This is a genomic window from Pleionea sp. CnH1-48 (assembly GCF_024124665.1).
In the GTDB taxonomy this organism is placed as follows: domain Bacteria; phylum Pseudomonadota; class Gammaproteobacteria; order Enterobacterales; family Kangiellaceae; genus JAMXSB01.
Genome location: NZ_JAMXSB010000001.1, coordinates 344,165 through 363,241 on the forward strand (window position 1 = coordinate 344,165; position 19,077 = coordinate 363,241).

At 45.2% G+C, this 19,077-nt stretch carries 12 protein-coding genes; 7 read left to right on the plus strand and 5 right to left on the minus strand.

The annotated features are described in order from the left end of the window. Positions 1–171 precede the first annotated feature (171 nt). From NH399_RS01560 to NH399_RS01590, 7 genes are all read left to right on the plus strand, one after another. Complete coding sequence (locus NH399_RS01560) at positions 172–1,137, plus strand: MoxR family ATPase (protein WP_253036652.1); 966 nt, start codon at positions 172–174, stop codon at positions 1,135–1,137. A 39-nt stretch (positions 1,138–1,176) separates the two neighbouring features. Beyond that, positions 1,177–2,166 (plus strand): DUF58 domain-containing protein, encoded by a 990-nt coding sequence (locus tag NH399_RS01565; RefSeq protein ID WP_253036653.1) that lies wholly within the window; start codon positions 1,177–1,179, stop codon positions 2,164–2,166. After that, positions 2,163–2,660 (plus strand): DUF4381 domain-containing protein, encoded by a 498-nt coding sequence (locus NH399_RS01570; protein ID WP_253036654.1) that lies wholly within the window; start codon positions 2,163–2,165, stop codon positions 2,658–2,660. The genes NH399_RS01565 and NH399_RS01570 overlap by 4 nt, the downstream gene beginning before the upstream one ends. Continuing rightward, positions 2,653–3,663, plus strand: coding sequence for a VWA domain-containing protein (locus NH399_RS01575; protein WP_253036655.1), 1,011 nt, complete (start codon positions 2,653–2,655; stop codon positions 3,661–3,663). Before NH399_RS01570 ends, NH399_RS01575 begins: the two co-directional genes overlap by 8 nt. Beyond that, positions 3,660–5,414, plus strand: a complete 1,755-nt coding sequence (locus NH399_RS01580; protein ID WP_253036656.1) for a VWA domain-containing protein — start codon at positions 3,660–3,662, stop codon at positions 5,412–5,414. Before NH399_RS01575 ends, NH399_RS01580 begins: the two co-directional genes overlap by 4 nt. A 2-nt stretch (positions 5,415–5,416) precedes the next feature. Then, positions 5,417–7,084: a BatD family protein gene (locus tag NH399_RS01585; protein WP_253036657.1), complete on the plus strand. Its 1,668-nt coding sequence runs from the start codon at positions 5,417–5,419 to the stop codon at positions 7,082–7,084. Positions 7,085–7,243: 159 nt separating this feature from the next. Continuing rightward, the gene (locus tag NH399_RS01590) at positions 7,244–8,002 is read left to right on the plus strand and encodes an SDR family NAD(P)-dependent oxidoreductase (protein WP_253036658.1); all 759 of its coding nucleotides are present in this window, start codon (positions 7,244–7,246) and stop codon (positions 8,000–8,002) included. Positions 8,003–8,021: 19 nt separating this feature from the next. Here NH399_RS01590 and NH399_RS01595 read toward each other — a convergent pair whose 3' ends face one another. The 5 genes from NH399_RS01595 to NH399_RS01615 form a co-directional block, all read right to left on the minus strand. Then, complete coding sequence (locus NH399_RS01595) at positions 8,022–8,201, minus strand: hypothetical protein (protein ID WP_253036659.1); 180 nt, start codon at positions 8,199–8,201, stop codon at positions 8,022–8,024. A gap of 188 nt (positions 8,202–8,389) precedes the next feature. After that, the gene (locus NH399_RS01600; protein ID WP_253036660.1) at positions 8,390–10,225 is read right to left on the minus strand and encodes a DUF885 family protein; all 1,836 of its coding nucleotides are present in this window, start codon (positions 10,223–10,225) and stop codon (positions 8,390–8,392) included. A gap of 419 nt (positions 10,226–10,644) precedes the next feature. Further along, complete coding sequence (locus NH399_RS01605) at positions 10,645–15,564, minus strand: NAD-glutamate dehydrogenase (protein WP_253036661.1); 4,920 nt, start codon at positions 15,562–15,564, stop codon at positions 10,645–10,647. A 172-nt stretch (positions 15,565–15,736) separates the two neighbouring features. Beyond that, on the minus strand, positions 15,737–18,052 hold the full coding sequence (locus tag NH399_RS01610) for an RND family transporter (protein ID WP_253036662.1): 2,316 nt from the start codon (positions 18,050–18,052) through the stop codon (positions 15,737–15,739). Between the two features lie 24 nt (positions 18,053–18,076). Beyond that, entirely contained in the window at positions 18,077–19,051 is a 975-nt protein-coding gene (locus NH399_RS01615; RefSeq protein WP_253036663.1) for a YCF48-related protein, read from the minus strand. Positions 19,052–19,077: the final 26 nt, after the last annotated feature.

Sequence of the window (19,077 nt, forward strand, 5' to 3'; positions counted from 1 at the left end):
AAGCGTTTTAAATATTTGTTTTGATCTATCCTTAAATGCGTAGAAAAAATAGGCAAGTTGCAATTTGTTGCAATCTTCTGCGCTAAGTCACTGAAAAAGGCTGGAAATCTTGTCATTAATTAGTTACAACTGGCACATTTTCCGAAAACAGATGCGACGTTGAGTAAATTTATGGATGTAAGATCTTCAATTCAAAACCTGCGGTCTTTCCTTGAGCAAAGAATCATTGGTCAGCACGAGCTGATCGAGAAAATCCTGATTGCTCTACTGGCCGACGGTCATTTATTAGTCGAAGGCGCGCCAGGATTGGCCAAAACCCGTGCCATCAAAGAGCTGGCGCAAGGTGTTGAAGGCGATTTTCACCGTATCCAGTTTACTCCCGATCTGTTACCAGCGGATTTAACGGGTACCGATATTTTCCGTCCTCAGACGGGGACTTTCGAGTTTCAGCAAGGCCCGATATTCCATAACTTGATCCTTGCGGATGAAATCAACCGAGCTCCAGCCAAAGTGCAATCAGCCCTGCTCGAAGCCATGGCAGAACGACAAATCACCGTAGGCGGCCACAGCTACCCTCTTGCTCCCTTATTTATGGTTATGGCAACCCAGAACCCTATCGAGCAAGAAGGAACCTATCCGCTGCCAGAAGCCCAGCTTGACCGCTTCTTAATGCATGTATTGGTAGACTACCCTGACGCAGCGGCTGAGAGCGAAATACTACGCCTGACACGACAAGAAGCACACCAGAAAACAACTGAATCAAAGCCAGCATCAGAGTTGACTCAAGAAGCGTTGTTTAAAGCCAGAGACGAAATTCTCGATCTGCACATGGTAGAAGAAGTCGAGCAATACATCGTTCAGTTGGTCATGGCAACTCGAGACCCCAAACCTTACGACAAACAACTGGCCCGCTGGATTGACTATGGTGCCAGCCCTCGCGCCACTATCTCGCTGGATCGTTGTGCTCGTGCCCACGCCTGGTTACAGGGCAAAGACTTTGTCACTCCCGAAAACGTACAGCAAGTAGCTTATGATGTGTTACGTCATCGTATCTTATTGACCTATGAAGCCGAGGCCGAAGGCATTTCGCCGGATGAAGTCATCAAAAAGCTGTTAGAAATTGTTCCTGTTGTTTAGTCAGGAACTCATCGCTAAGGACTTGGGTCATAAGTTGTTATGAAGAATCGGCGTAGTCATCAAGATCACAAACAGCATGCACAGCATAAAGTGGGCATAGAACTCAGCCTGGAAGAACTGCTTGAGTGTAAGCAGGTTGCCGATTTAATGCAGCTACCTACCCATCAAAAAGTTAAAGCGCATTTGTTGGGTGGCTATATCTCTCATTTTAAAGGACGCGGGATGGACTTTGACGAAGCCCGCCCCTACCAGCAAGGTGATGATATTCGTAGCATCGACTGGCGCGTTACCGCCAGAACTGGCGAAGCCCATACAAAAATTTATCGAGAAGAAAAAGAACGCCCTGTTTTTGTGTTGCTCGATCAATCTCCAGGTATGATGTTTGGCACTCGCACACAGTTTAAGAGCGTACTCGCCGCCAATATTGCTTCCATCATCATGTGGCGTTCATTAGCTGACGGCAATCGTTTTGGTGCAATGTTATTCGATAACGACAATCACTTTGAATACAAACCGGCATCCAGCCGCAAAAACTGTCTTAAAGTACTGAATAAAATTGTCGAGAATCATAACCAACAAATCGACACCTTATATTCAAAACGCGCGCCCAACGATAATGAAGTCGCAGCCAAAAGTTTAGTGAACACTCTGGCACGGGCCCGCTATGTAGCCCGTCCCGGCAGTTTGATTTTTTTAATCAGCGACTTTTTTAATTTTAATGAAGAAGCCGAGCATCATCTGGTCCGTTTAGCTCAACACAACGACGTGCACCTGGCTCAGATATCCGACCCCATCGAAAAAGAACTGCCTCCACCCGGTCGCTATACCATCACCGATGGCAAACAAAGAGCCATCTTTGATACCTATCGCAATAAAACGCGCAAAGGATTTCATGACAGTTACGAAGCGTTTTCTAATAATCTTCAACATTTGTGCAATCGTCACCGAATGCATTTAACACAGCTAACAACCTCGGAGCACAGTAAACAAATCGTTAATATCACATCCAGTAAGCGAGGTCAGCGATGAATGCCGATCCACTCGCTCAACTGCGCGATATACATCTACCTCAAGAAATCAGCTGGTGGCCTCTGGCTCCAGGCTGGTGGATTCTCATTGGTTTACTGGTAATAGGTGCAGTGGTTGCGTTTCGAACGCTGTATCGTCGCCGCAAACACGATGTCAGCCGTCAAGTACTCAAGCAATTGCTCCATATGAATCAACTTACACCAAACCGACAAAGACTGGCGGATCTTATACAACTGTTACGACGGGTTTCTTTATATTATTTACCCAGAGACAAAGTTGCAGCACTTCCTCTGATCACTCTGATAAAACAGACACAAGAAGTCGCCAACTATCAGTTAACCGAGCGCAGCATCGAGTTACTCACAGAAGCTCACTATCAACCTGAGTGTGTTATCGCTACTGCCGAATGGCATCAATTACTTGATGACAGCCAACAACTCGTAAAATCTATTCCGCGTTTACGCAGGCATGAACAATGGAGTCAAAATGTTTGAGTTTGCATGGCCATTGGTTTTTGCCTTACTACCACTGCCTTTAATTACTTACTGGTTACTTCCCAAAGCGAATGACAGTCAGGCTGCAGCGCTTAGAACCAGCCTGTTTTATCGTTGGACTCAACTGACCACACAAACGAGTCATGATCATAGTCGGCAAAATCTTCCCATGTTGATCAGCTACCTCTTTTGGGCTTTGTTAGTAACAGCCCTGGCACGCCCTCAATGGATAGGAGAGCCTCAAGAGCTGCCCCCTTCTGGTCGAGACCTGTTAATCAGTATTGATATTTCAGGCAGTATGGAAGTTCAAGATCTCACACTCAACAACCGCCCAGAATCACGACTTTTTGTTGTACAACACATTCTTTCTGATTTTATTGAACGCCGCAAAGGCGATCGCATGGGAATGATTTTATTTGGCGAGCGCGCTTATTTACAAACACCACTCACTTTTGACTCCAAAACGGTGAATCACATGTTGATGGAAGCCGAGATAGGGTTGGCAGGCCAGCAGCGAACGGTGATTGGTGACAGTATTGGTCTTGCAGTTAAACGTTTAAAAGAACGCCCAGAAGAAAATCGAGTGCTGATTTTATTAACCGATGGACAAAACAACTCTGGTCAACTAGAACCGATTGAAGCGGCGAAGCTCGCGGCCCATGCAGGTATCCGCATCTATACTATTGGTGTTGGGGCAGACGAAATGCTTATCAAAGATATGATTTTCGGCACTCGAAAAATTAACCCATCAGAAGATCTTGATGAAAAAACTCTGACCTCCGTGGCCAAAATAACTGGCGGAAAATATTTCCGAGCCAGAGACGAAAAAGAGTTAAAACGAATTTATGAAGAACTGGATAAATTGGAGCCGGTAGAAGACGAAAAAGAAATTTATCGCCCTATTGCTGAGCTGTATTTTTATCCAGTTTTTATCGGAGTCGGCTTGTACTTGCTGCTCTATTTGTTATCCCTGCTGATCAATCGCAAAACGGCTGAGTCATGATAGAGACACTGACAAATATCGAATGGTTACGCCCTTGGGCATGGTTGTTTGCCATTCCGCTGGCGTTTATTTTATTTTATTACCGCCAGCGCAGTCGTAATTCTGGCGACTGGCAACAAGCTGTTGATCCTCACTTATTGTCTTTTCTGCTTCAGTCTGGCGAAGCACAAAGCAGCCCCTGGAAGTGGTGGCTGTGTGGCATTGCATTTTTGTTTTTATTGATTGCAATGGCAGGACCCAGCTGGCAAAAAAATAACATCCCCGTTTATCGCACTGGCGATGCCCGTGTCATCATTCTTGATTTAAGCTGGTCAATGGAGTCGATTGATATTAAACCGTCTCGTATGACTCGTGCTCGCCATAAATTGCGCGACATACTCAAAGCCAGCAAAGAAGGCGAAACGGCTTTGATCGTTTATGGTGGAGATGCCTTTATAGTCAGCCCGCTGACCAGCGATGCCAACACCATTGCCGCCATGATCCCGGAGCTCAGCCCCGCCATCATGCCCATCTTTGGCAGCCAACCCTATTTAGCCTTTGAGAAAGCCGTCGAACTGCTCAAAAACGCGGGCAAAAAAACAGGCACCATTACCTGGATTACTGATGGTATTGATGAAGAAGATATTGATATGGTGACCGAAAGTTTTGACCATACCCAATACACAACGCAAATCATGGTGGTGGGTACAGAACAAGGCGCACCAATTCCACGCCCAAATAATATCGGATTTCTAAAAGATGATAACGGCAATATTGTTATTCCCATGCTCAGGCTTCATCTGATTCAAAGGTTGGCGCAAAAAATTAACGCCACCATTATTCCCATGACACCGGATAATCAAGACATCGAGCAAGTCATGTCGGTGTCCATGAATGAACTGCAAAAAGATGACAACAACAAAGAAGAAATTGAGCAACATCAGGATCAAGGATACTGGTTTTTATTCGTGCTGTTACCATTAATGCTGCTGCTGTTTCGGCGTAACGGACAAATTCCTGGCATTGCACTGGTCGCTTTAATTACCTTTAACAGCCCATCGTCTCATGCAAGCTTTTGGGATGACCTCTGGTTTAGTAAAGACCAACAAGCTCAAAAAGCGTTTAAAAAAGAACAACACGAAAACGCAGCCTCTTTGTATAGCGATAAGCAATGGAAAGGCAGCGCTCATTATCGTGCAGGTAACTACTCCGAAGCGGTTAACGCCTTTGCTACTGGTGATTCAGCCAATGCCCACTACAACCGTGGCAATGCCTTAGCGAGAGCCAACCAATTGGATGAAGCCATCCAGGCGTACAATGATGCACTCAAACTTCAACCGGATCATGAAGATGCACAATTTAACAAAGACCTGATTGAAAAGTTAAAAAAGCAGCAAGAACAACAGAAACAAAACGAACAAGATAAACAGCAACAACAAGATCAGCAGCAGAACCAGCAAAATCAACAGCAACAAGGTGAGCAGCAAGATCAACAAAAACAGCAAGATAAAGACCAGCAACAGCAAGAAAACCAAGAGCAAGACGAAAAGCAACAGGGTCAGCAACAGCAACCCAAAGAAACTGACAAAGAAGCTGAAGAAAAGCTGGCCAAAGAACTCAAAGATGAACGCAACACTCAAGAAAAAGATCAAGCGCTAGAGAACTGGCTAAGAAAAATTGATGATGACCCCGGTGGCCTGCTAAAACAAAAAATGCTGAATAAATATAAACGCCGTGGCCATCAAAATCGAAATGTGAAAAAGGTTTGGTAACTATGAAACGCTATTTAGTTCCTATTATGCTTCTATTAGTCACGCAACTCGCGCAAGCCGCAGTGACGGCGACGCTGGATCGAAGTGACATTAGAGAAAAAGAAACCTTTTCGCTACGAATTCAGGTGGATGAATATACCGATGAATCACCAGATCTGACCGTAATCCCTGAAGGTCTGGTCGTATTGAGCACCTCTAATTTTCATCGCTCAACCAATATTAATGGTGTATCCAACATCAACAAAGGATGGAAAGTACAGTTGCTGGCTCAAAGAAGTGGTGACTACACTATCCCTCCTATTCCTATTGGCAGTCACAAAACTCAGCCCATCTCTCTGTCAGTTAAAAAGGCCAGTAACTCATTTTCTGAAGACGATAAACAGAAAAGTCTGTTGCTAAAAACAGAAGTGGATCATCAAAGCATTTACGTACAACAACAACTTATTTTGACCATTAAATTGTATCTGGGAACACAGACTCAATACGCAAAGCTAACAGAGCCAGATATTGACGACGCTATTATTGAAAAGGTTGGCGATGATATTAAATATTCATCGATCCTTAATGGCCGCAACTACGACATTCTCGAGCGAAAGTACGCCATCTTTCCACAAAAAAGTGGTGACATCGTTATTCCAGAATTAGTGTTCAGTGCCGATATCCCCGTTGCCAGCCGAGGCTTCTCTGGCTATGGCCGAGTACTTGGTCGTCTGCGCCCTGTTAGAATTTCTTCTGAACCGATTACAGTAAATGTAAAACCGATTCCCACGACAAACCAAGGCGCCTGGCTTCCAGCAAAAGAACTTAAATTGAGTGGACACCTGCCAGCGATGGGGCCTATCGTTGTAGGTGAGCCTTCAACGTGGACATTGACTTTAACGGGTACAGGACTCAGTGAAAACCAGCTACCTGAATTAGAATTGCCCGATGTAGAAGGACTCAAATGGTATCCTGATATCCCGCAAAAACAGCGCCAATACAGCACCGAAAACATTGTTGGTCAGCGCGTAGAAAAAATTGCTGTCGTGCCTACCAAGGCCGGAGAAATTAGCCTGCCTTCGATCAAAGTTCGTTGGTTTAATACTGAAACCCAATCTTATGAGATGGCCGAAGTTCAAGCACAGAAGATTCACGTTGAGCCGAATCCAGAGCAACAACTCACCCCCAGTACTCAAAGCGCTCAGCCATCACCGGTGATTCAGGTATCTGGAGAGCAGGCTTTATGGTGGAAGATCAGCACAGCGGTTTTTGCCCTGCTCTGGTTAATGTCTCTGGTTTATATTCGTCGTCTGCTGCCCGCATCATCAGAAGCAACTAAAAAAGACAGCAAAAAACCCTTCACAGGTTCAAGCCCGGCATTTAGATTACGCAAAGCTTGCCGCTCAAAAGATCAAAAAAATATCTACAATGCCTTATTGCAGTGGTTGCGAGAAACCCAATCAGACAAACATGCAAGTCTGGCTGCCATGGCGCAAAAGCTGAGTAACACCGAGATCCGCGACAGTCTAGAAAGACTGGAGAAATCTTTGTACAGCAATCAGCAAGACAGCTGGCAAGACAGCGCCAAATTAGAAAAATGGTTAGCGGAGATCGAAGCCGATCTGCGTCCAGATGACCCGACCACTGACGAAACCAGTTTACCAGAGTTGTATCCCGCTAAATCGACCTAGACCCAACAGGTCTAAGGTCGATTGTTTCGACAACAAAGCGTTTAAAACCTGACGACAAATCTTTAAAATACACCAACATTACCGTTCACTTCGAACACTTTATCAGGCCATTAGCTGATTGCGATAATATGAGCCGTTCCAGATTTGAGGAAAGAAACTATGAAACTTGCAAATGCCAAAGCCATTGTTAGCGGCGGAGCATCCGGTCTCGGCGCAGCCGTAGTAAAACACATTGTGGCTGCAGGCGGTAAAGCTGCCATCCTAGATATCAACGCGGAGCAAGGCGAAGCGTTTGCGAAAGAACTGGGCGATAATGCCTTTTTCATTCAAACCGATATCAGCAACGAACAAGCCGTTGATAATGCGGCAGATGAAGCTGCGGCTAACATGGGCGGCATTAATCTGGCCGTTGGCTGTGCGGGTGTTTTGGGTAATGGCCGTGTGCTAGGAAAAAAAGGCCCTATGCCTGCTGAGTTTTTTCAACGCGTCGTAGATATCAATCTGGTCGGTTCTTTTCTGTTAACACGAGCAGCCGCTCGCCACATGCAAAACAACGAACCCGATAATCAAGAACGTGGTGTTATCGTTCATACAGCATCCATTGCAGCCTACGAAGGCCAGTTAGGTCAGGCTGCTTACTCAGCAACGAAATCAGCCATCGTTGGGATGGTTCTGCCTCTGGCACGAGAGTTTGCTCGCTCTGGTATTCGCGTTATGGCGATTGCGCCTGGTATGTTCGAAACTCAAATGATGGACGGTGTTTCTGATGAAATCCGTCAAGCCCTTTATGCCAGCGTCCCCTTCCCCTCGCGCTTTGGTCAGCCCGAAGAATTTGCCTCAATGGTTAGCACTATCTTCGAAAATCAGATGATGAATGGAAGTGTTGTACGCCTTGATGGCGCAGCTCGCTTGCAGTAATACTCTCAGGCTCTCTGGCTTAGCCGGGGAGCCTTTGATAGTTTAAGTCGGTAATCATCTCGCAATTTGCTCGAAAATAATCCCATAGCTCCCGCTCAGAATAATCACCTCCTTTGTCCTGCTCTACCAGCTTGAAATAATATTCAAATGCCTCTGGATCTTGAGTTAGCGCATCACTGTTATCAATAAAGCCTTTCATCGTCTTTGCTCCTGTTTGTATTCTCTAAGACTTATTAAGCCAAACAAGAGCGTCCACTTAGGTGATCAAATATGGAAGAGATGAGCCCAATCATGGCAACAATATGACGCAGTCACTCTTATCGATAAATTCCAGGCATAAAAAAAGCATGCCTTGCAGACCAAGGCATGCTTTGGGCATCGCTAAAGCTACTTACTTTGAATGTAAGCTTTCACTTTGCTTTCCAGTACCGTTAAAGGTACTGGTCCATTTTTAAGTACCACGTCATGGAACTCGCGAATATCAAACTTTGATCCCATCTTCTGTTTTGCCTGCTCACGCAGCTCAAGTATTTTTAGCATGCCAATTTTGTAGGCAGTGGCTTGAGAAGGCCACAAAATGTAACGTTCAATCGCTTTAACCGTATCGGTTTTAGAGTTCGGCGTATTCTCTAACTGATAGTTAATCGCTTGCTCACGAGTCCACTGTTTGGCATGAATACCAGTATCGACAACCAGTCGGCAGGCGCGCCATAACTCCATCGCCAATCGACCAAAATCAGAATAGGGATCTTCATATAACCCCATTTCTTTAGGAATGTACTCACTGTACAAACCCCAGCCTTCGGTATAGGCAGTATAACGACCAAACTTTCGGAACATTGGAAGACCTTCTAGCTCCTGCGCGATGGCAATCTGCATGTGGTGACCAGGGATCCCTTCATGATAGGCCAGTGCTTCCATTTGATAAGTTGGCATGTCGGCCATATCAAACAGGTTGGCATAATAAAGACCAGGACGTGAGCCATCCATTGATGGAGGCTGATAGAAAGCCTTACCCACCGACTTTTCGCGGAAGGCTTCAACGCGCTTAACCAAAAGATCCGCCTTGGGCTTAACGATAAACAACTCATCCAATCGAGACTTCATGTTGTCAATCATCGCCGTGGCTTCGTTCAAATAAGCCGTGCGTCCTTCTTCCGTTGTTGGATAATAGAACTGCTTATCATGACGCATGAATTTAAAGAACTCTTGCAGCGTTCCCTTAAAGCCAGTTTTCTTCATGATCTGGCGCATCTCATCATGAATTCGAGCGACTTCCTCAAGACCTATCTGATGAATTTCATCAGCGGTTAACTCAGTAGTAGTGGTTCGCTGAAGTGCATTGTTATAAAACGCTGCACCCTGCGGAAGTTTCCAGGCACCGTCTCGAGCATCCGCTTTTGATGCTAATGTTTCAACATAAGCAATCAGATCGTTGTACGCTGGTTTAACGCTACTTACCATTGCTTGTTTGGCATCGTACAGGAGCGCATTTTTTTGTTTTTTATCGATATCGAGCTTATCGACTTTCGACTTAAAGTCCGCCCAGATAGTACTGTCTTCACCCTCATCAAAGGGCTCGCCTTTAAGAATGTTTTTGCTGTCGCTGATCACATACTTATAGGTAAACTTAGGCGCCATGATGCCTTTTTCTGTGCGGATATCAAGACCAACCTTGAGCTGTTCAAACAGCTTGGGTACTCCATGCAAACGACTGATATACGCTTTTGCATCTTCAACATTACTAATGGGATGTTGGTTAATTAAAAAGGCAGGAATTTGGCTGTGTAAACCGCCCATTTGATTCAGAGGATAATCATGAAAACGCCACTTAAAATCAGCAATTTCATCTTCCATGCTTTGTTTTGCCAGGTCGTAGCTAAGCTTGGTTTGAGTATCCAGTTTGTCGTAATCGATCTTCTTTAAATCAGCTAACTGTTGCTTGGTAATTGCCAGTTCTTTTTTTGCATTGGCATCAGAAATATCGTCCCACTTGTCTTGGTCTTTCTTGATACCAAGGTATCCTTGAAACATCGGACTGCGCATCACACGAGCCATAAAGGCATCATCAAACATTTTGTTCGCTTTCGCTGACTCGTTTTGCTCAGCAACAGCCGTTTTATTTTCGCTGGCTTTTGGTGCCGCACTCTCTGGCTGGTTTGCACACCCCGCTAACAAAGCGCCTGTCACCACCAACGCTAAGGCAGATACTTTCATCTTCATGATTTTTCCCCATTTTATTTTTGTTATGACCGATTGTAATGAAAAACTCAATACAGCTCTGCCCTATTTTGTAAATGAATATATACCCAAAGCATTTCAAGGTGCAGGTAGGCGGCCAGCAAGCGAATCCCCTGAGCTTAGATACACTAAGTGATTGGGGTGAGTGCGCGCAGCGCTGCAACTTGAAAGGCGACGGGTATACCCAAAGTATTTCAAAGTGCAGGTAGGCGGCCAGCAAGCGAATCCCCTGAGCTTAGATAGACTAAGTGATTGGGGTGAGTGCGCGCAGCCAACACCCCTGCAACTTGAAAGCCGACGGGTATAACACTCATGGCGCAAGTATTTTCTTTAACTTACGCCCATAAAAAAGCCGCTCTAATAGTAAGAACGGCTTTTTGTTTCAAACGTCAAAGATTAGGCTATCCAGCCTTTTTCTTTTTGCTCTTTTTCTTTTCGGGAGCCGTGTCGACCATCTCTCCTTCTTGGGCGACGGCGGCAGCACGTATGCAATTCTGTACCAGAATCAGCAACTCTCTTAAAGCGACAGAGAATTTAGCAAACTCATGGCTTGAACTACTACGGAAATCAGCCACCATCTGGCGCCAGCGGTCGAGCAATATCTGATTGTGTTCTAACCAGGCCGAGATGCGTTCATCCGCCGAAGCAGTTTGATGCGTCAACTGCAATACCGCTACTGTTAAGCTACGCTGCTGCCAATCCAACTCTTCGCGGAAAGATGCACGAGCAAATGCTTGCCAGTGATTATCAACCGGTTGCAGTACGATCTGATCCAGGAACCAGTGCAATTCCAACTCAGCACCCAACTTGTAGTAAACCTCAGCAACCATCTGAATAGGCATGCCCGTCATTTTCGACATTTCAACAATATCCAGTGCCGAGAACATGGTACTCAGATAGGTCACTCTGGCAGCAAGCTCACGGGGAGCGCCTTGCCCTTCCATCTTATCGATGCTTGCTTCAAGCCCTTTGAGTTCGTTTTCTTCTAACGCGGTAGAGACCAAGTCTTGAAGCTCAGAAACCCCCTCTTTAAAGTATTGGATACCATCGGCAATCGCCAGATTTTTACGACGATGACGTAGGAACCAGCGAGTACAACGACGCACCATACGTTGAGTTTGATACAACATGTGCACCTGGGCTTCTGCAGGGACTTTATGATCCAGAGCTTTGATCTCGCTCCATAGCTCAGGCATCGCAAAGATTTCTTTCGCTAACGTAAAGCAAATAGCCACATCTGATGGCGTTGCACCTGTCTCATCAATAATACGATAGACAAAGTTACTGCCCAGATAATCCACCATTTCGTTCGCTAGTACGGTAGCAATAATTTCTGCTCGCAGTGGGTGCTGTTTAATAGCATCCACATAATCCGTTCGCAACTGAGGTGGGAAGTAGTTGATCAGTTCATTTTCGTAATAGGGCTCATCTGTAATCTCTTTGCTGAGTAGAGATTCTTTTAGCTCCATCTTGCCGTAAGCCAGCAATACTGCCAGCTCAACGCGAGTTAGCCCTTCGCTCTGCGCAATACGTTCGAGCATTTCTTCATCGGACGGCAAAAACTCCAGTGCCCGATTCAATCGACCTTCACGCTCAAGGGCATGAATAAAGCGCATTTGCTCTTTGACCATATAGGCTGCGCGATTTTCGGTAACACTGATGGATTGTGCTTGCAGATAATTTTCGTCAAGCACCACCTGCGCTACTTCATCAGTCATCTCAAGGAATAGCTGATCACGTTGCTTGCCAGTCATGTCACCATTATCGACCAACTGGTTCAGCAGGATCTTAATATTAACTTCGTGATCCGAACAGTTAACACCGCCCGCATTATCGATAAAGTCGGTGTTACAACGGCCACCATTACGCATGTATTCGATACGACCTAACTGAGTCAGGCCAAGGTTGCCACCTTCGCCAACCACTTTACAACGTAACTCACCGCCGTTAACACGCAGACCGTCATTGGCACGATCGCCAACCTCAGAGTGGCGCTCTGATGATGCTTTGACATAAGTACCAATACCGCCATTCCATAACAGATCGAACTCAGCTTTAAGCAAACAGTTAATCAGTTCATTCGGAGACATGCTGGATTTTCTGACACCCAGCATTTTCTTCATCTCAGGAGACAGGATAATCGATTTTGCTGAACGTTCGAAAACACCACCGCCTTTTGAAATCAGCTCAGGGTTATAATCTTTCCAGGTTGAACCCGGTAATTTAAATAGGCGATCTCGCTCAACATAACTGGTTGCTGAGTCAGGATTAGGATCAATAAAGATATGCATGTGGTTAAACGCGGCTAACAACCGAATGTGTTTGGACAACAACATACCGTTACCAAATACATCTCCGGCCATATCACCCACACCCACAACAGTAAAGTCGGTGGTTTGAGTATCGTGGTTCATTTCCATAAAGTGGCGTTTAACACTTTCCCAGGCGCCACGGGCGGTAATTCCCATTTTCTTATGGTCGTAACCCACACTACCGCCAGAGGCAAAGGCATCGCCTAACCAGAAGCCGTAGTCTTGTGAAATACCGTTAGCAATATCAGAGAAAGTTGCAGTTCCCTTATCCGCTGCAACAACAAGGTAAGGATCTTCTTCATCGTAACGTACTACGTTCGTTGGTGGGACGACTTCACCTTCAACATAGTTATCCGTTACATCCAATAAACTTTGAATAAAGATCTTGTAACAGGCAACGCCTTCATTAATAAAGGCTTCGCGACCGCCAGTTGTTGGCAGCTTTTTACACACAAAGCCACCTTTAGAACCCACAGGAACAATCACGGTGTTTTTAACTTGTTGCGCTTTAACAAGACCTAAAATTTCAGTTCGGAAATCTTCACGACGATCTGACCAACGCAAGCCCCCTCGTGCGACCTTACCGCCACGCAAGTGAACGCCTTCTACGCGAGGCGAATAGACGAAAATTTCGAACATGGGTACTGGTAGCGGAATTTCAGGAATTAACTCTGGCTTCAACTTCAGTGAGATGTAGTCTTTGATCTCACCATCATTATCAAGCTGATAGAAGTTGGTACGGATGGTCGCATCAATAACCGTCAAATAACGATTAAGGATTTTATCTTCATCCAGGTTACTGACCTGATCAAAGGCTTCTGTTAATTGCTCACGAACTTCTTGGACCGCTTTTTCGTCACGCTCAATGGCGGGATCAAACTTAAGCGAAAAGTATTTAACCAAGTTACGAGCAATGTCAGGATAACGAGCTAATGTCTCTTCGATATAACTTTGCGAAAAGGTGAAGCCAATTTGCCACAGGTATTTTGCATACGCACGTAGGATAGAGGTTTCACGCCAGTCTAAACCAGCACCTAAAACCAGTCGATTGAAGCCGTCGTTTTCTGCTCGGCCTGCCCAGATTTTATAGAATGCTTCCTGGAATTTAGCTTTAACATCTTCTAACACCAAGTCGCGGCCAGAAGAGTGCATCATACTGAAGTCCATGATCCAACGTGATACACGGTTTTTCAGATCAATACGATGCGGTGTTTCACCAAGTACCTGTAAGCCCATGTTTTCTAACATAGGCAATACTTCTGATAAAGGCGTTGGTTGTTCACGATGGAATAACTTAAACTTCAAGATGCCGTCAGAGTCTTCTTGTGGACGATACAGCAGCATGCTTAAGCCATTTTTTGGTGTTAGCTTTTCCATGTGAGTGACATCAAGAACCGCCGTTTGCGGCAGGGTTTCATCTTTATACCCTGATGGGAAGGCTTCGCCGTACTGACGCGATAATGACAATCCCTGTGCTTCACCAAACTCTGTTTTTAGTGCATCTTTAAGGTTGTCTTCCCACGAACGAGAGGCTTCTTGCAGTTCATACTCAACCGCTTGCAAATCATATTCTATATCTTCGGCATTTTTTACTGGTACAGTAAAGTGAATGCGCGACAGGATCGATTCAGAGAAAGTCGTCGTAAACTTAATCTCACCTTCAGCACCCAGAGTTTCTGCCAGAATATCAGTGAACTTCAAGCGCAGCTTGGTGTTATAAATCTCTCGAGGAACATACACAAGACAAGAGAAGAAACGCCCGTAAGGATCACGGCGTACAAAAAGACGAATTAATGAACGCTCTTTGATATGCAAAACACCCATCGCCGTTCCAAGCAGATCGTGAATACTGATCTGGAACAATTCATCTCTGGGGTAAGTTTCAAGAATGTTTCTGAGTACTTTACTGTCATGGCTGCCATTAGCCAAACCAGAACAGTCCAATACGGCCTGAAGTTTCTGACGCAGTACTGGAATCGACATGGGGTTCACATTGTATGCGGCAGAAGTATAAAGACCGAGGAAGCGATCTTCACCAATCACATTGCCTTTGTCGTCCAATCGCTTGATACCAATGTAATCAATATGAGCAGGACGATGCACTGTACTAATCGCGCTTAGTTTAGTAAGTACCAGTAAGTTTCCATTATCCAGAATTAAGCGTCGCGCTCCACCAGGCAGTTCAGATAACGAGTATTCTCTTGGTTCCCAGTCATCTAACCGAGCAAGACCTAAACAAGAGTCATTGTTTGGCACTAGATAATGATGAGAGTCACGCTCAACCAAATCATAAGAAGCATAAGCCAACATGGTAAAGTGATTGCCAGAAATCCACTTAAGGAACTCTAAGGTTTCATCCAGTTTGTCTTGGGCAATCGCCCCTTTGGTTGACTCCACATTATCGATGACGCGAGAGAGTTGCTCTTTCATTGGCTCCCAGTCAGAGACAGAGACACGCACATCATTTAGAATACGCTCCAAATTCTGCTGTATCTTTGCCAACTCTTCGGCATCAGTTTGACGATCCACTTCGAGGTACATTGGAGTAACAACGTTAGTGGTTTTTTCGTCAGAAGGTATCGCCACCGAACTGATCAATCCATCTTCACTACGGCTAATCGCCATGGGTAGATGAATATGAAGATGAATGCCCAGCCCAAGTCGGTGCAACTCCATACGCACCGAATCAACCAGAAATGACATATCTGGATGAACTAATTCGATGACGGTATGGCTTGAACGCCAACCATGAGATTCAAAATCAGGATTAAATACCCGAACCAGTACAGGTTCCTCCGAAGAGGACTGTAAGAAGTTCCATAAGCTCAAAACCGACGCGTAAAGATCGCTAGCGGCTCGCTCGTTTAAATCTTCAGCAGAGATACTGCCGTAGAAAAAACGGGCAAAGTCACTCACGGTTTCGGCCTGAGCAGGCTCAAATTTACTATTAATAAGTTTGATTACATTTTCGAGCAATACGGGTTGATGCTCTTCGACGGAGCGCGCCATAGAAGCTTATCCTTCCTTTAATTTTTTATGCAGCAAGGCTGTGTAGAGTGTTTAATGTATATAGGCTGTAATTTTAGGCTATTAATGTGCAAACCGCATCAGGTAAATAACTGTTTTTGCATTAATTTAGACACACGGAGCAGTGGCCCAACCACTGCCCGTGTTATTTGGTCTACCGACGGTAAAGGAAAGACGCCAGAGCAGGTAACAAAATAACCGCTCCTAGCATGTTAAAGAGGAACATAAAGGTTAACAGAATACCCATATCGGCCTGGAACTGAAGTGCAGAGAACAACCAGGTGCTCACACCGATAGCTAATGTTAAACCAGTAAAGAATACAGCGTTACCCGTCAGGTTCAATGTCTTGTAGAAAGCATCCTGAAGCGAGTCTCCATCACGAATAAAGTCGAGCATTCGCGAGAAGATATAAATACCGTAGTCAACACCAACTCCTACACCCAGTGCAATAACGGGCAAAGTAGCAACGGTCAAACCAATTTCTAACCAGGTCATTAACGCTTGAGCCAAAACGGACACCAGAGCTAACGGGATAACGATACATAAGGTTGAACGAATCGAGCGGAAGCTGATCAAGCAAAGCAAGATAACAGCCAGATAAACCCCTATTAGCATTGGATACTGGGCTGCTTCTACCGCTTCGTTGGTAGCTGCCATAACACCTACTGGACCTAGCGCTAACTTGAACTTCACTTCTTCGTTAGGATTTGCCGCAATATAATTTTTAACGGCGGTAACCACTTCGTTAATCGTTTCGGCTTTATGATCATTGGTAAACACGATAATCGGCATCAACTCACAATCTTTATCAAACAGTCCTTGCGAGGTTTCAATGTAGCGTATCGACTGAGCAAGCGTTGCTTCTTCACGAGGCAAGATTCCCCACTTAAGGTTACCTTCAAAAAAGCCGCGATTAAGAATTTTTGATACCGAGCTCAAACTAATCGTGGATTGCACACCAGGCAAATTATGTAGATGCCACTGGAAATCATCGATGGCTTTCATGACGTTGAAGTCGGTACAACCGTCTTTCTTAGTTTCTACCATGACCGATATAACATCCGTACTGATAGAAAAACGTTCGGTAATAAATGCCGTATCTCGATTATAAACCGACTCTTGTCGTAGCGCTGGCGCGCCTGCATGCAAGTCACCGATTTTCATATTGCTGGCGTAAAAACTACCTAAAACAGCCAGTACAACCGCGATAAGGATGGTGACTTTTGCAGGACCTGGTTGAGCAAAGCTGGCCAGCTTACGCCACAACTTATCTTGGCGATGGGCACCAGACTCAACCTTCTTAGCAAACTTCTCGTCAAAACGCGCATAAGATAACAAGATTGGGAGAAGAATAAGATTGGTTAAAATAATAACCGCGACACCGATACTGGCAGTGATTGCCAACTCTTTAATGATATCGATTTTGATCAGTAACAGGGTTAAGAAACCAACGGTGTCACTGAGCAACGCAATCATGCCAGGGATAAACAAACGACAGCAGGCTGCACAAGCTGCATCAATCGCAGTCGACCCTTCCGATACATTCTTACCGACCGCATTAATCATCTGTACGCCATGACTGACCCCGATGGCGAAGACCAAAAACGGCACCAGTATCGACATAGGATCAATACCAAAGCCGAGTATGGTAAGGAGTCCCAATTGCCAGAAAACCGCCACGATGGAAGTCAGCAGAGGTAATACCGACAACTGCAAGCTGTGAGAGTACATATAAACCAAAATAGCCGTGATCAAAACCGCTACAGCAAAGAAGGTGAGAACGCCTTCAGCGCCGTCGCTGATGTCTCCAATCATCTTGGAAAAACCAATCACATGCACTTTGATATTAGGGAACTGTTCTTCAATATCGCTGCGGATCTGTTCAAGTTCTTTGGCGACTTTAATAAAGTCAGTTTTCTCTTTGGTCGTTGGATCAACAGAGAACAACTCGCCAGACACCATCGCCGAAGAAAAATCATTAGACACCAGGCGACCAACAAAGCCCCCTTTGATCACATTCTGGCGAACTTTTTCTAGAGACTCCTGAGTCTTAGAAAAGTCTGCTGGTATAACAGGACCGCCCGTCAAACCATCTTCTACCACTTCGACATATCGAGTATTCGGCGTGAAGAGTGATGACACCAAAGGCTGGTTTATCGCCGAAATAGCGTTGATTCTTATTGTTGCTTCGTTTAAAGCATCAAAGAACTCCGGATTAAAAATATCACCGGACGTATCTTCTAGCGCCATTAAAATGCGGTTAGCCCCACCAAACTGATCCTGATACTTCAGGTAAGTCTGCATGTATTCATGTTCCAGGGGGATGTTTTTCTCGAAGCTGGCATCGACTTTTAACTGCGATGCAAAGTACACCATCGTCACGGTAATAGCGGCAAAGATAAACAACACCACACCGCGATTTTTAAATAAGGTATTAGCAATAAATTGATTGAGCGTAGATTGCTGCATTTGACTCAAACTCCTAAAATGCGGTTATGGGTTAGACAGACCGTTGTCGTCGGCATTGAAGAGACCTTTCTCTCCGCCCAGGACAACTTTAAAATCATCAACTTTAACGGCTGACGATAGTGCTGAACGATCTTTTCTTTGATGTTTGACGACACTCAATCCATCATTATTACTCACTAAGATCACCCCATCACTGCACACATAAACCAGCTTGGTCGCTGTGACATTAACGACATCATTGATAGACGCCGTAGAACCAGTATCAATTTCTTTCCAAGTTTGGCCACCATCGGCTGAGCGGAACAAATTCCCGCGTAATCCCATCGCATGGACAGTACCTGCTTCTGTCACCTTAACGCGAAAGAAAGAACCTTCGTAAGGCGAAGGAAGTGCTTTCCATGACTTGCCCAGATCTTCAGACACTGCGATCGAGCCAATCTCTCCAGCCATGTATAAACGCTTATTCTTCTTATCAAAATCAAAACTATAGAAGTGAGGTAAACCAAACTCAGGATCTTCCAAATCATCTAAAGGAACGAACTCCCAGGTTTTGCCTCCATCTTCTGTCATTAGATACAATCCATAAGCGCCAGTGGCAACACCATGGTTCTCGTCATGGAACCAAACATCCAGCAACGCTGGATAATCTAAATCTTGCTCTTGGTGATACTGAAGCTGCCAACTGTTACCGCCATCAGTGGTTTTAATAATTACTTGTTCATGCCCTACGGCATAGCCCACTTTGTCATTTACAAAAGTAACGGCTGTTAAAGTAGCTTGGGTAGGACTTGGAACCTGCTTCCAACTCTTACCTTGATCTTCGGACACCAATACATGCCCGCGCTCACCAACCGCCACCAAGCGATTATCAGAGAGAGCTTCAATGCCTAGCACTAACGATTGTGCTGCTTTGCGCGCAATTACCGCGTCTTCGGCCCAAACCGAACTCGCAACCAAGGCAGTGAGTCCTAATAACAACAAAGTGACTTTCTTAACCATTGTGTCCCCGTAAATCCCAACTAGTT